Origin of the sequence: Paenibacillus faecis, assembly GCF_008084145.1 — a bacterium.
Lineage (GTDB): Bacteria > Bacillota > Bacilli > Paenibacillales > Paenibacillaceae > Fontibacillus > Fontibacillus faecis.
In genome coordinates this window covers 437,193-451,859 of the sequence record NZ_VSDO01000002.1, presented here as the reverse complement: position 1 = coordinate 451,859, position 14,667 = coordinate 437,193, and the positions used below count along the sequence as shown (strand labels likewise).

General features: G+C 50.7%; 14 protein-coding genes. 3 read left to right on the top strand and 11 right to left on the bottom strand.

Annotated elements, in window-relative coordinates:
- The 5 genes from FRY98_RS09850 to FRY98_RS09830 form a co-directional block, all read right to left on the bottom strand.
- On the bottom strand, positions 1-933 hold the full coding sequence (locus FRY98_RS09850) for an ABC transporter permease (protein WP_148451585.1): 933 nt from the start codon (positions 931-933) through the stop codon (positions 1-3).
- Positions 934-1,137: 204 nt separating this feature from the next.
- A complete protein-coding gene (locus FRY98_RS09845) occupies positions 1,138-2,844 on the bottom strand; it encodes a peptide ABC transporter substrate-binding protein (RefSeq protein ID WP_148451584.1) in 1,707 nt (568 codons plus the stop codon).
- Positions 2,845-3,065: 221 nt separating this feature from the next.
- Positions 3,066-3,449: a DUF3397 domain-containing protein gene (locus FRY98_RS09840; RefSeq protein WP_148451583.1), complete on the bottom strand. Its 384-nt coding sequence runs from the start codon at positions 3,447-3,449 to the stop codon at positions 3,066-3,068.
- A 73-nt stretch (positions 3,450-3,522) separates the two neighbouring features.
- On the bottom strand, positions 3,523-4,518 hold the full coding sequence (locus FRY98_RS09835; RefSeq protein ID WP_148451582.1) for a ketopantoate reductase family protein: 996 nt from the start codon (positions 4,516-4,518) through the stop codon (positions 3,523-3,525).
- A 118-nt stretch (positions 4,519-4,636) separates the two neighbouring features.
- Complete coding sequence (locus FRY98_RS09830; protein ID WP_148451581.1) at positions 4,637-5,290, bottom strand: RsfA family transcriptional regulator; 654 nt, start codon at positions 5,288-5,290, stop codon at positions 4,637-4,639.
- Between the two features lie 338 nt (positions 5,291-5,628).
- Between FRY98_RS09830 and FRY98_RS09825 the strand changes: the two genes are divergently transcribed.
- A complete protein-coding gene (locus FRY98_RS09825; protein ID WP_148451580.1) occupies positions 5,629-5,865 on the top strand; it encodes a DUF2626 family protein in 237 nt (78 codons plus the stop codon).
- Positions 5,866-6,011: 146 nt separating this feature from the next.
- A complete protein-coding gene (locus tag FRY98_RS09820) occupies positions 6,012-7,088 on the top strand; it encodes a coiled-coil domain-containing protein (RefSeq protein WP_148451579.1) in 1,077 nt (358 codons plus the stop codon).
- Here FRY98_RS09820 and FRY98_RS09815 read toward each other — a convergent pair.
- Together FRY98_RS09815 and FRY98_RS09810 are read right to left on the bottom strand one after the other, a co-directional pair.
- Entirely contained in the window at positions 7,083-8,342 is a 1,260-nt protein-coding gene (locus tag FRY98_RS09815; RefSeq protein ID WP_148451578.1) for an extracellular solute-binding protein, read from the bottom strand. The genes FRY98_RS09820 and FRY98_RS09815 overlap by 6 nt on opposite strands.
- A 164-nt stretch (positions 8,343-8,506) precedes the next feature.
- Entirely contained in the window at positions 8,507-9,838 is a 1,332-nt protein-coding gene (locus FRY98_RS09810; RefSeq protein ID WP_148451577.1) for a PhoH family protein, read from the bottom strand.
- A gap of 119 nt (positions 9,839-9,957) precedes the next feature.
- Between FRY98_RS09810 and FRY98_RS09805 the strand changes: the two genes are divergently transcribed.
- Positions 9,958-10,608, top strand: a complete 651-nt coding sequence (locus tag FRY98_RS09805) for a YhcN/YlaJ family sporulation lipoprotein (protein ID WP_148451576.1) — start codon at positions 9,958-9,960, stop codon at positions 10,606-10,608.
- Positions 10,609-10,651: 43 nt separating this feature from the next.
- On the opposite strand, the gene FRY98_RS09800 is transcribed toward FRY98_RS09805, so the two are convergent.
- The 4 genes from FRY98_RS09800 to typA form a co-directional block, all read right to left on the bottom strand.
- Positions 10,652-11,104 (bottom strand): pyridoxamine 5'-phosphate oxidase family protein, encoded by a 453-nt coding sequence (locus FRY98_RS09800; RefSeq protein WP_148452642.1) that lies wholly within the window; start codon positions 11,102-11,104, stop codon positions 10,652-10,654.
- A 75-nt stretch (positions 11,105-11,179) separates the two neighbouring features.
- On the bottom strand, positions 11,180-12,265 hold the full coding sequence (locus FRY98_RS09795) for an LCP family protein (RefSeq protein ID WP_148451575.1): 1,086 nt from the start codon (positions 12,263-12,265) through the stop codon (positions 11,180-11,182).
- An 82-nt stretch (positions 12,266-12,347) separates the two neighbouring features.
- On the bottom strand, positions 12,348-12,671 hold the full coding sequence (locus FRY98_RS09790; RefSeq protein ID WP_148451574.1) for a YlaH-like family protein: 324 nt from the start codon (positions 12,669-12,671) through the stop codon (positions 12,348-12,350).
- Between the two features lie 50 nt (positions 12,672-12,721).
- Positions 12,722-14,563 carry a translational GTPase TypA gene (typA, locus tag FRY98_RS09785; protein ID WP_148451573.1) on the bottom strand — a complete coding sequence of 614 codons (1,842 nt, stop codon included), beginning with the start codon at positions 14,561-14,563 and terminating at the stop codon, positions 12,722-12,724.
- Positions 14,564-14,667: the final 104 nt, after the last annotated feature.

Here is a 14,667-nt window from a genome sequence, read left to right as displayed (position 1 = left end):
TTACCCCTCCTTCCCTTTGCTAAGTTTGATTCTAGGATCAACAAAAATATAAGCAATGTCGGTAAGGAAACGGGCCAGCATCAGCAGGATTCCGTAGAAGATCGTAATCCCCATAATAACCGGATAATCACGGACACCGATCGCTTCGACGAATTGTTTGCCGATCCCGCCGATCCCGAAAATCTGTTCAATGACGACCGAACCCGTGACGATATTCGCGGTCATCGGTCCAAGATAGGTGACGACCGGCATAATTCCGTTACGAATGACATGCCGGAACAAAATGGCAAACCAGTTCAGCCCCTTCGCTTTCGCCGTCTTGATGTAATCCGCATGGAGTACTTCGAGCATGCTGGAACGAGTCAAGCGGGCGATAAAGGCGATCGGCTGCGCCGTCAAAGCGGCTACGGGAAGAATGTAATACATCGGTCCCTTGAAGCCCATCGTAGGCAGCCAGTGCAGCTTAGAAGCAAATATAAACTGCAGTAGCGAGGCCACGACAAAGCTGGGAACCGCGATGCCCAGCACCGCTAACACCATCGCCACATTGTCGATCAATTTGCGATGATACAGCGCTGCCAGCATTCCGAGCAGTACCCCTACGATCACCGCAACCACAATGGCCACAACGCCCAATTTAAGAGAAGCGGAAAACGTTTGCCCGATGATGTCGGAGACGTCCTGATTAATTTTCTTCATGGAAATTCCGAAATCGCCTTGAACTACATCCCCTAAATATTTCAAATACTGCTGATAAACGGGCTTATCCAGTCCATATTGTTCATACAAATTCGCTAGAATCGCAGGCGGCACCTTTTTCTCTGAAGTAAAGGGATCGCCTGGAATGGCTTTCATCAGAAAGAAGGTGGCGGAGATCAAAATGAACAATGAGACCAACATGTAAAAAAACTTATTGGCAATATAACGCACCATGCCCGTTAGCACCTCCTCATGATAAAATTCGACATAAACCGATTTTAGGTTAAATCCGGAACTTTGTCTATTCAATATAATTCCCATAACCTCACAAAGCTTGGAAGCAACCCGTTGCACACAAAAAAAACGGGATATATATGGAATACCCACATATATATCCCGATGCAGCTATGCAATTCTTTAATGCGCTAAACTAACAAATTAATGTTCGAGCAGATAAGCGCGGGTATAGTCGATGGCGCCGCTGAAGTCAAGGACTACGCCTTTCAGCCATGTTTTCTCAAGCGCTACGTTGGTATAATAGTAAACCGGCATCAGGATCATGTTGTCCTTGATCAAAATCTCTTCAGCCTTTTTGAAATATTCATTACGTTTTGCGTTTTCGCTCGAAGTTTTGGCGTCTTGAACGAGTTTGTCATACTCTGCGTTCTTAAACCCGGTAGTATTGTTACCGCTGTTGGACGTCCACATATCGATGAAAGTCATCGGATCGTTGTAATCCGCGCTCCAACCAGCACGTGCGATTTGGTAGTTCAGGTTTTGACGGTTCTCGATGAATACGGCCCATTCTTGGTTTTCGGTTTTCACGTCTACACCAAGATTTTTCTTCCACATATCAGCTACAGCCAAAGCGAGTTTCTTATGTGCTTCGCTGGAGTTGTAAATCAGCGTGATATCAGGCAGCTTCGTATAGCCTTCTTCTTTCATGCCTTCTTCAAGCAATTTCTTAGCTTCTTCTACGTTTTCTGTAAAGAAACCTGCGTCTGGATTTTCCGTACGGAATTCATCTTTCACGCCTTTAATACCTGGTGGTACATAACCGAATGCAGGAATTTGTCCGCCCAGCGTAATTTTGTCAACGATATCCTGACGGTTGATCGCCATGGCAAACGCCTTACGGATTTTTACATTATCGAACGGCTTGGCCGTTACGTTGAATTCATAGTAATACGTACTTGCAATCCCTTTAACTTTAAACTCGTCTTTGAGTTGGTCTTTAACGATAGGAATTTGGTCGGTCGGGATTTCACCGTTCGGATGACCCGCACGATCCAACTCGTCGTTTCTATAGCTGGCAAGCTCGGTAGCGCCGCTGTTTACGAGCGACATGGTGATTTTGCTCAGCTTGATTTGGTCTTTACCCCAATAGTTTTCGTTCTTCGTTACTTCGATCGTTTGGCCCTTCGTCCAGTTGGTCAACGTGAACGCGCCGTTAACGATCATTTTGCTTTGGTCAACCGCCCATTTCGGATCGTCCTTCACGGATGGGTGAACCGGATAGAAGGTGTAGAAAGAAGTCAGACCTACAAAGTATGGAGTCGGAGCGATCAATTCCACTTCCAGCGTATAATCGTCAAGCGCTTTTACGCCGACTTGGCTGAAGTCTTTGATTTTTCCTTCATTATATTCTTGCCCGTTCTTCAGGTAGTACAATTGATAAGCATAAGGAGCTGCCGGTTGAGTGTTCGGGCTGAGGACGCGTTCCCAGGCGAAAACGAAATCGCTCGCTTTAACCGGGTCGCCATTGCTCCACTTGGCATCTTTGCGAAGGTGGAAGGTGATTTTATTGCCGTCGGCTTCCCACTTCTCGGCTGCAGCCGGTTGAGGCTCGCCGGACTCATCCATACGAGTCAAGCCTTCGTACATCGTTTTCAGTACCGTGTTGGCTTGGCTGTCTTGCGCTTGAGCCGGGTCAAAAGTCGGCGGTTCTGCACTCAGGTTGATTCTAAGCGTTTGATCCGCGGCCAACTTCTCTTCACCGCTGTTCGCAGCTTTTTCGCCGCTGTTGGAAGATGTGTTGCCACCGTTTGATGCGCCTTTGTTCCCATTCGATCCGCATGCCGCAAGCAGCGTGCCAACCGCAAGAACGAGCGTCAAAAGGAGCAAAAGACTTTTACTCTTCTTCATCTTGCAGTTCCCCCTTAAAATTGTGGTATATGTTTTTAGATTATACAACCAGCGGTCAAAAAAATCCAACAAAAATTTTCAATTATTTGATCAAAAATTAATATAATCGAGCTTTTTCTTAACAAAATAGTCCAATATACAATATTGACTTTTCATTTTGTTTACAATTAACCTCGGATGTTAATCTTTTATGTAGATTTTTGTATACTCATTAGCTTCGCCTACTGTGCCGTAATATATGTAAAAATGCTAATGAGGAATAACAAGACATAGGCCAGGCCGGTACCCGCAAAAGTTAGTCTCCAAACCGCTCGCATCAGCCTGCGGACATCGACCTTCCCCTTCATCCGGTTTTGCGCTCCGCCGATCAGCCCCACGGCGATCAGCAAAATCAGCAGAATAAGATAGAAACCGAATTTGGAACCGAAGACATTGTTGAACAAGGCGGAAACCGATAGAATCAGAAATACCGTGGTGACATCCATCGCCAACTTGATTGCCGTCTTCTTGTCTTTCTTCATATATATGGCGACGAAATACACGAGCAGGAAAGGAATGAACGGCAAAACCGAAAGGGCCCCGACAGACGAGAGTATTATACTCAATAGTTCCACCTCCCCAGCATGATTGAAATTGCAAAAACGACTCGCTTGGTCAAATGCTATTATTTTATACGATTCAGGCAGGGTGGAGCGCCCTCACCAGACGCCAGACGGTTTCATGTCCTGGAGCCGAAACCTTGGCCGCGTTGGCCATTTCAACCAAACGTCCATTAATATAATCCACTTCCGTCACCTCGCCTTGCAGCACGTCCTTCAACATGGACGAAGTATTCCCCGCTGTCGAGCGGCAAACGCTTTCGACCCGAGCGTAAGGGTCCGGGTCACAGGGAATCCCGTGGGCAAGGTAAATTTGCATCGTCTCGCGGCATAACTGTTCCAGCAACTGCCGGCGATTTTCACTGAGGAGCAAGTCCCCGTTCGGCACCCTCAACAAGGCCGTTAAAGGATTGATCGCGGCATTGATCAACAGCTTCCCGTAAATCTCCGTATCGATGTCATTCGACAAAATGGCTTGAAATCCTGCCTGCGTCAGTTTTTTTGCTAAACTTTCAGCGGTTTTTAAGTTAGGTTCGCCCGGAGAAATTCGATTCGCCCTGCCTTTTTCGCTCAAAACCGCTGCCGGATCCGCCGTCAAAGGGTACCCTATTTTTGTGAGCCCCGTCGCGGAGCGGACCACCCGGTTTTTATCGGCCAGCTTGGCCCCTTCCGTGGTGATGGCCGCATATACCGGATTCCCTGGGAAAGCGCCGCGTACCTTTTCCACATGCCCGATCCCGTTTTGAAAACATAAAATCCCGGTTCCGGGACCGGCCAACTTCATCGTTTTCTGTAAAAGCGGCCGTTCAATGTGACGCTGTTTCGTCATTAAAAAGAGCCAGTCCGTATTCTCCCCATCAGGCTCCGTTGACGCATAATCGATAGGGCACGCCGTAAAACTGCCCGGCTTAAGCTCCATGGTCCCATCCCGTTGTTCTATGCAAAAACCACCACCGTTCAAAAGCTCGGATTGCTCGGGAGTTCTTGTCCAAAATCGGACCCGTTCCCCCGCGTGAACCAGCATTCCCCCAAACAGCAAGCCGAGCGCTCCGGCGCCAATAATTTCGATCTTCATAAGAAGCACTCTCCTTCCCGCCCTGCCTCCGCTTTATTCCTACTTCTTTTATACCAGACCTTCGCCTCGCCCGAAAAGACAAAAATCCCGCCTAATCGGCAGGATTTTGTTTTTTTTATTATTCGATACGCTCCAGATTTCCGTTCGCATCCATTTTAAAGCGGGTTTTCGCTTCTTCTTCCTCTTCATTCAGGAAAGCCAAGCGGCGGGCCCGATCCATAATTTGAATTAAAGCTTTGTAGTCGTCATTCACGACGCGGTAATCGGTCTGAACTTCGCTCACCTGCGCAGACAGCTGCTCGTTCTCTTCTCTCAGTCTGGCAAGCTCCTCTTCTTTCTCGCGCAGCTCTTTCTCCAAATTTTTCACGTGCCGGTTCGTCTCCTGGATCGAATTCTTCCAACCGCGCAAAAAACGGATGACGGCATCGATCGAGATCGTTTCTTCGGTAGCCCCATCGCTCCGGTAAGTCCCTTCTTCCAACTCGGCCGGTGCCAACGATGAAATGGCCGGATTGCCTGCGAGCGCCCCTTGCTTTTTCATGTAGTTTCGTTTTTGGCGTTGAGCTTTGGCGATACTGATCGCCGCTTCGTATTTTTTCCGGACGCAGCTGTTCCACCGGAAACCGCAAGCCGCCGCCGTTCTACCGATGCGTTCCCCCACTTCCTCAAATGCCGTCAACTGGGTGCTGCCTTCCCGAATATGGCGCAGAGTCACTTCCGCCAAGATCAAATCATCCTCAGCGCTCCACGCGTCTTGTCTCACTGCTGTCATGCTATAAAAACCTCCTAACGACATCCTAATATACCGTTCCCGCCGGAAAATCGGCAGGCTGCTGGTAAAATATTTCTTACTCCATTTCTATGCCTCTCATAGAGTTCATAGAATCTATTTGATACTAAAATGTATTTCCAAAACATCCCTCGTCCATACCTCACCGCGAAACAAAAGAAATTTACAAATGCAAATTCAGATCGGATCAATAATAAAGATCACAAGTCAAGTCTACAAACGGTAAATTTAGTGACTTTTCGTTTACACTTATATGACTTGCGGGTATAATGAGGTATAGAATTCAGAAGACGTGTATACATAGGAAAGGGGGATTTCTCTTGGCACGCATGTTCCGCGTCCTTGGCTTCTTTACACTCGCCATCGGACTTATGGCTTTTGCCGGCGACCTGATCGAAATGGCTTTGCTTTTTTTCATGCAAACGGCATTTTTCGTGTTGTTCGGTTACCTGAAATTCACGGAAAGAACCTATATCCTGCTGTTCTGGGGATATATGATCGTGGCCTTTACCGGCTTCAGCTACTGGACCATTTTCCAAATGGGGCTTCCGTTGTAAGCAATCCCCTTGGCTTTATAACTCAAAGGCGATCCGGCCGCTGGCCGGACCGCCTTTTTTCATTTGTACAAAAACTAATAACCCACTCCTATTCGCCGAACTGGTATCATATATATGAGGTAATTCAACATAGGGAGAGAAAACCATTGAACAGACGAACCACGGCGCTATACCTTTCGATCTTGCTTGCGTCCGTCCTCCTGCTCCCGGTCAAGACCTCCGCCGCTCCGATGTCCGCCGAGGAGTTGAAGGTGCTCCAAGAGAGTCTTTCCATCGTGGAGCTTGATCGGGAAATTACGCGAATCGAGGAAGAACAGCGTCAAACGGAACAAACCATTCGGGAGCTGGAGCGGCAGTTGTCCAATAAGGACGAAGAGATCAAGGACAGCCGGGAACAGGCGGGCCGAAGACTTGCCGCTTATTATATGGGGGAACGTGAAAGTCTGCTGTCCGCCTTGTTATCGGCCAACAGTCTCAAGGACTTTTTGTCGATGCTGGATTATTATCAGCTTATTGCCGAAAGAGACCATTATATCCTGAACAAATACAAGACGGAATACGCCGCCATAGAGAAGACCAAACGCAAATTGGACCGCTTGTCCGGAGAGCTCGGCTCGATGAAAGAAAGCCTTGTGAAGCAGCGCACCCGGGTAGCGGCCCTGCAGCAGAGCGTTGACGGGTCCCTGGATACGAGCGCGGACCCCGAGAAACTAAAAGCGATGATTGAAGAGCTGACCGTTTATTGGCAAAATGTCGGACTTTATGAGATACGACGATATTTTAAAGAGCTGTCCGCGGCTATGGCGGAATTTCCGGACTTTTTGCAGGAACACCGGGAGAGCCTTGCCTCCGACAACGGCGGATATGTATTGACCGTCCAGGAGAAGGATCTGAATGATTTCCTCCATTCCCGCAGCGACCTGTTGAAGAATATGGCCTTCGTGTTTGAAGATGAACGCATTATCGCCGAAGGGCGCAGGGAAGGCCTGGAACTGAAAGTGGAAGGAACCTACACGGTGGAGCAGGAACCGCAAAATTCGATCACCTTCCATGTCAGCAGGATTATTTTTAACGGACTGGAGCTTCCGGATACGACCCGTACTGAGCTTGAGAATGATTTTGACCTTGGTTTTTATCCCAAAAAAATCGTCCCTTTTGTGGAAGCCACCGAGGCCTCCATCCAAAAAGGGACGCTGATTGTAAAATTAAAACTGGACCTATAATCCTAACGAAGACAATTCGTTCAAGTAAGCCTGCAATCCTAGGCCGCCTTTAAGAAAGGCGGCGGTGATCGAAGCGTATTTGTCCATGTTCCCTGGAATTTCGGTGCCTGCGGGCACTGGAGTTCCTTTTCCATTCATAAGGGACGGAGGAATCCCGGCGGGTACGCCGCCGTGCTCCGCCTGCTGGTACAATATTTTGTGAACCGGCAAATTTCCGGTCAACTCAAACCATTGACGCTGCTGAACCTGGGTCGTCATAGCCGAGATCCACCGCCCCGCGGCTTCCCCGTTCCCCGTTCTCGCAGTTACCGCGTAACTCCGTCCCGTAATCCACATTTCCCCGGAAATAGCCCGGTCCGGAAAGACGATTTGAAGGCCGGGGCTATGGTGCCGGTGAGCCTCGCTCCATTGGACCAAGCCGAACATCGCTTTCCCGGCGGACAGTTGGCTCCACACGTTTTGACCGGCAGTATCGCTTCCGGAAGGCAGCAAATAAGGACGCAGCGCATCCAGCCGTTTGACCGCTTCCCCGGTTTCTTTGGTCAACTTAAACACGGAGGAGGCACCGCCCGATCCGGTTTTGCCCGAAAGCTGCATCGTTAACGATAGCGCCGCGTAAGGATCTCCGTAGTCGAAAGTGATAAGAAAAGACGGCGAGGTCCGGGTTTTCTGCTTAGCCAAAAGCTGCTGCCATTCTTCAGGTGACGAAGGGAGCTTCAAGTTCTCCGCCTTCAGCAGATCCTCCCGGTAAACCCACACATAAGGATCGATGTCCAGCGGGACGGCCCATGTATAGCCGTTCCACTCATTTTGCGCCAAGGAAGCGCTTAACACATCACCGGCTAAAGATCCCGGGTAATAGCTTTCGGTCGGCAGCAAATATCCGTAGGAAGCCAACCGGCGCACCCACGTATTGTTGAGGAGCAGTACGTCCGGAGATTCCCCGAGCTCCAACTTCTGCCGAATCGCCTCTAAATCGTGGTCCGCTTTAAGGTTGGTTAATTCGACCTGCATCCCTGTCTCATCCATCACTTTTTGATTCAACCGCTGCAGATCGTCAAATTCGGCTTCACTCATTTGAACCGCTACCGCGATACGGCCGGGTTCCTTGTCCGCCTCCCGGTTTTGGGGAGCGACCGGTTCGGCTTCACCGCGGTCTTCCGAGTTTGTCAGCGTCGATGTCTCGCTGGGCGACAAATTTATCAAGGCGAGCAACAGGATGGCAAACAGCACCCAGTGGTTTCTACGCTTCATACCCGTTCTTCCTCTCCACAAGTTCACGCTTCATCACCTGTATACCTGGACATGAGCCTATTTTCCTCCTTATTGTAGCAAATCTTCCTGGGACTTGTCCTTACAAATGATGACAAAAAAGCCGGGTCTGCACCCGGCGATCCTATTTATTCGGCTTCTCTTTATTATAAAAGATCGGCGGCGGCCTGTGCGAGCTTGGAACGCTCCCCTTTTTCCAGAGTAATATGTCCGCCGATGCCTTGTTCCTTAAAGCGTTCCACCAGAAAAGTCAGACCGTTGCTGGCGGAGTCGAGATAAGGATGGTCGATTTGCTCCGGATCGCCCATCAGAATAATTTTGCTTCCCTCCCCTACCCGGGAAACGATCGTTTTGACTTCGTGTCTGGTTAAGTTTTGCGCTTCATCCACAATGATAAACTGCCCGGGAATCGAACGGCCCCGGATGTAGGTCAGCGCTTCGACTTGAATGCTGCCGAGACCCATGAGAATCTTCTCGATATCCCCCGATTTCTTGGTGTCGAACAGATACTCCAGATTATCGTAGATCGGCTGCATCCAGGGTCTTAATTTCTCTTCCTTTTCGCCCGGCAGATACCCGATATCTTTGCCCATCGGAACAACGGGCCGGGCGATAAGCAGTTTTTTATATTTATGATCATCCTCCACTTTCATCAGACCGGCGGCCAAAGCCAGCAACGTTTTTCCGGTCCCGGCCTTCCCCGTAATCGTCACGAGCGGAATCTCGTCGTTTAACAGCAATTCCAGCGCCATCCGTTGTTGGGCGTTGCGGGCGCTGATTCCCCAAACGGCATCCTGGCTCAGATACAAGGGCTCCAAGCGGGAAACTTCCGCATTTACGCGCAACAGTGCCGATTTTCCCGTCCCCATTTCATCTTTTAAAATGACGAATTCATGCGGATACAGGGAATAGGACAAACCGAGCCGTTCGACGGACAAATAACGATACGAGTAAAACTCGTCGATAATCGAAGGATGTACTGGAATGGTCAAGTATCCGCTATATAAATCCGAAGGCCCGGCGGTCCGGTCGGACAAATAATCCTGCGCCGTCACGCCCAGCACATCCGCCTTGATCCGGACCAGAACGTCTTTGCTGACCAGAACGACCGGGCGGGGATGGGGTTCCTCCTGCTGTTCCAAATGGTAGTTCAGCGCTACCGCCAAAATCCGGTTATCATTGGTAATTTCGACAAACATGTCTTGGACTTTGAGAAAGCTGCGGTGATTAAGCTCCACTTTTATACGGCCTCCGGAGTCCAAAAGCACGCCGTCATGGAGATGTCCTCTTTCCCGCAACCCGTCCAACAGCCTGGATACTCTCCGCGCGTTGCGGCCGATCTCTTCGGCATTTCTTTTCTTCGAATCGATCTCTTCGAGTACCACCGCCGGTATGACCACCTCATGCTCGTCAAAAGCAAAGATCGCACCCGGATCATGCAGCAAAACATTGGTATCCAGCACAAAGATCTTCTTCACGGAAATCCCCTCCAACCGGAAATCTTGCAGCCCGGATTCGCATACATACTTTTTCCCGTCCGGGAAATGTTATGGGGTAGAGGCAATCAAATTCCTTATAGAAAGGACGGGTCAGCTTAATGCGAATATGGCTGTGTTTGTTTATGACGATGTTTCTGCTTACCAGTTGTGCCACAGGTTCTAGAAATGCATCACCCTCTCCTCAGGATCAAACGCATGCGAACCAGGTTCAACGGATGCGAGGCGGCAACGAATTAGGAAACGGAATAAGAAAAAATAACGTAGACGGAACGATGTCGCAACAGGATCGCCAGGCTCATCTGGAAGAGCTCGTTAGACGTATTCCCGGCGTCCGTGGGGCCCATTGCGTGATTTTGGGCAAAACCGCGGTCGTCGGCATCGACGTTGACGCCAAGCTGGAACGGGCCCGGGTCGGAAGCATTAAATACGCGGCGGCCGAGGCGCTGCGGAAAGACCCGCACGGAGCCGGAGCGATCGTCACCGCCGATATCGATCTCAACCAGCGCATCACCGAAATCGGCAACAAAATCGCGAACGGCCAACCGGTTGCCGGATTCGCCACGGAGCTGGCGGACATTATCGGTCGGATCGTTCCGCAAATGCCGGCCGATACGCACCCCCGGGAGGGTCAAAATCAGGGCGGCACCGGGAATCGTACCGATGGCACGAACCAAACTGCCCCTGGGAATCACCCTAACGGCACCGGCAATAGAACGCAGCGGCAAATGAACATGGCACCCGGAAGATAACCGCCGGGGATGTCCAAAAGAAAAAGCCCAGCGAAAAAAATCGCTAGGCTTTTTTCATTGCGGCAAAAACCTGGTTGTCCAGCATTTCCGCCGCGCGCTGATCATAGACCTTGGCATAGGTCGGCGCGGACGCAAGCTGTGCTCCATAAAACAGCGCATTGCGAACCGCATCGATCTTCAGATCGAAGCAGCACATTTTGAAAGGGACCCCTTCAAGCGGGTCCTGCACCACTTCCGCTTTGCCGTTTATCGCATAAATCGTTTCCTCGCCAAACACCGTAACCGTAATTCTCGGATGGGCCATGATGTTGCGAACCAGCCTTGATCTGTGATCCAAGGCAAAGCGCAGGGTGGAATAATCCCGGGCGTAAATCCAGGAAATCGCGCTGGAGGTCGGTCCGCCGGTTTCTTCATCCACCGTGCTTAGAAGTACGAAAGTTTCGGATTGAAATGCGGTGTACAAGGCTTCGGACAATTGGGTAACGAGTTCGGACATCATGCCAGCCCTCCTGAAATACAAATTACTAATATCAATTGTATTATAACATTGCCGAAAACTTGCATTCAATCCTTACTCGCCCGCTTGTACCGTTCCCGATGTATCTTCCGAGGCCGCCGGCTTGGTTCCGGCAAGCTCGTCTTTCAACGCCTGCTTGGCCTTTTCAAACTCTTTCTCGCTCAGGTAAACATAAGGGCTTTTCCACCGCCCCGTAACCGGGACAAAATCCACGTTCTCCTTCGAGATGTTCCAGTAAGTGGAGATCATATTCTTCATTTGCTCGGATTCCAGGTCGGTCTCCATATTCTTGCCGACGGATTCGATGACCTTGCCTGCGCCAAGTACGCCGTTCAGCGACTTGGCCTGGTCGATCAAAGCGTGAAGCACCTCGTTTTGCCGCCGGTTCCGGTCGAAGTCGTCGGACGCTTTCGTTCTCGGTTTACAGTTCGATTTCCGATACCGTACATAACCGAGCGCATCCTCCCCGTTCAAATGCTGCGGCCCCGCCTTCAAATTAATATCGGTGCCGTCGGCTCTGTCCCGATAACACATGTTCGCATCGACATTGACATCGACGCCCCCGAGCGCGTCAACCACATCGCGGAAACCCTGGAAGTTCACCACGGTCACATAATCGATCGGCAGATCGAAATACTTCCCGATCATCGTCTTCATCTCCTGCTCCGCAGGGATGCCCGACTTCTTCTCGGCGGCCAGGAAGTTCGGGTAATAGGCATTTAACTTATCCGGCCGATAGCCGTCCAATTCAAGAAGGGTGTCCCGCGGCAGCGATACTACCGTGGCTGATTTCGTCTCCGGATTCATCGCCACCACCATCATGACGTCGCTCAGATGCGTTCCCGTCTCCTTGCGGTAATCCGTGCCGAGCAGCAGCATCGTAAGCGGTTTGACTTTGGCGGATTTTTCGGGAGCCACTGTGCCGGAGGTTCCGGTATCGTCAATCACCTTGTCCATGGTCAGATACAGATAACCGGCGTAAGCCCCCACGCCGACAACGGCGAAGATCATCAGGCTGAGAATTATTTTGAGAAACGTTTTTCCGCCCGACTTCTTCTTTTTCTTCCTGGGCTTCGAAGTTTTGGATGTGCTCTTTTGGCTCTTCCCCCGTGGGGGCAGCCCGCTGCGATCAGAACTCATGAAATATAACACCTGATTTCAAGTAAAATAGTCGTGTTAATAAGGACGATCCTCATGCTTTAAAAGTTACGTCGGTTTACGGCTACTCTTGTTTGTTAGCTGCCGTTCCTTGCCCAGATGGGGCGGCCGCCTCCTGCTTCCGCTTGCGGCGCCCTTCGACAAAGTAGCGAATCCGCACCATCAGCATCAAAACAACGGCGACAAGGAGACATTGAATAATCGGCAGCTTGTCAATCTGAAAAATCAGCAAAAGGAAAGACCCGATCGCCATCAGCACGTACAGCAGGATCTCCTTGAGTAGCGGGAGTTTCTGCCCCGTGCGAAACACTTTGTTGTACACGAAAATCACCAGGACAAAAATGAGTAGATATGAAATGACCGGATTTTGCGCGAACCAAGCCTGCAAGACGGGTCCCTCCTTCATGGTTTCATTCATGAATTACTATTTGTGATGAATTATAGATTGGCTTCCGCGTTTTTGCGGTGTTTTTCCGCACGTTCGCGCTCGCTCTTGTTCAAAATTTTCTTGCGGAGTCTGACCGATTTCGGCGTCACTTCGCAATATTCATCATCGTTCAAATATTCCAGCGCTTGTTCCAGAGAAAAGAGACGCGGCGTTTTCATTTTGACCGTCTCGTCTTTCGTCGCCGAACGCACGTTGGTCAATTGCTTCTCTTTACAAATATTGACGACGATGTCGTTATCGCGGTTATGTTCGCCGACGATCATTCCCTCATAAATCTCCGTACCCGGCTCGACAAACAAAGTTCCCCGATCCTCGATCGACAGGATGCCATACAGCGTGGAAACGCCGTTTTCGCTGGACACCAGCACGCCTTCATGTCGTCCGCCGACCTGTCCGCCCACCAACGGTCCATAGCTGTCGTACGCATGATTCATCACGCCGTAACCGCGCGTCAAGGTCAGGAAATGCGTGGTGTAGCCGATCAGACCGCGGGCGGGAATCAGGAACTCAAGCCGGACTTGTCCCGTCCCCGTATTGATCATGTTCACCATCTCCGCTTTGCGGGAGCCGAGGCTTTCCATTACGGCGCCCATGCTTTCCTCCGGTACGTCGATCAGCAGGCGTTCGATCGGTTCCATTTTGACGCCGTCGATTTCCTTAATGATAACCTCCGGCTTCGAAACCTGAAGCTCATAGCCTTCGCGGCGCATATTCTCGATCAGAATTCCGAGATGAAGCTCACCGCGGCCGGATACGATGAATGCGTCCGGGCTGTCCGTTTCATCCACGCGGAGCGAAACGTCGGTCTCCAGTTCTTTAAAGAGACGCTCGCGCAATTTCCGCGAGGTGACCCATTTGCCTTCGCGTCCCGCAAACGGGCTGTTGTTCACGAGGAAGGTCATCTGCAGGGTAGGCTCATCGATTTTCAGAACCGGCAACGCTTCCGGCTGGTTCGGGTCCGCGATCGTTTCCCCGATGTTGATGTCCTTGATTCCCGCGATCGCCACGATATCGCCGGCGCCCGCTTCCTCGATCTCCACCCGCTTCAACCCTTGGAATCCGAACAGCTTCTCGATTCTCGCCATTTTCTTGCCGCCTTCGCGGGTCATCACCGCCACGCTCTGGCCTTGACGAATGACCCCCCGGTTGACGCGGCCGATGGCGATCCGGCCCAGGTATTCGTTATAATCCATCAGCGTCACCAGGAACTGCAGCGGTTCATCCACTTTCTCGGTCGGCGCCGGGATATGTTCGACAATCGTCTCATACAAAGCGAGCATGTTCTCGTCCTGCTTCTCCGGATCCAGACTGGAGGTTCCGTTGAGTGCGGAAGCATAGACAACCGGGAATTCCAGCTGCTCATCATTGGCTTCGAGTTCAATGAACAAATCGAGAACCTCGTCGATCACTTCCGCCGGGCGAGCGGCCGGACGGTCGATTTTGTTGACGACCACGATCGGAGTCAGTTGATGCTCCAGCGCTTTGCGTAGCACGAACTTCGTCTGCGGCATACAGCCTTCGTACGCGTCGACAACGAGCAGCACGCCGTCGACCATCTTCATGATCCGCTCCACCTCGCCGCCAAAATCGGCGTGTCCCGGGGTGTCCACGATGTTGATCAAATAATCTTTATACGTGATGGCGGTGTTCTTCGCCAAAATCGTAATCCCGCGTTCCCGCTCAAGATCGTTGGAATCCATCGCGCGTTCTTGAACGGCTTCGTTCTCCCGATAAATGCCGGATTGCTGGAGCAGCTTGTCGACAAGCGTCGTTTTGCCGTGGTCGACGTGGGCAATAATCGCAATGTTGCGAATGTTTTTTCTTTCATGCATGGGTTTTCTCCAAATCCTTTCATCTCTGTTTACTTATTCCATAAAGCTTGGATTAGCTTGATTCACCACAAAACAAGCGTCGGATAATTCACATCACCGACGCT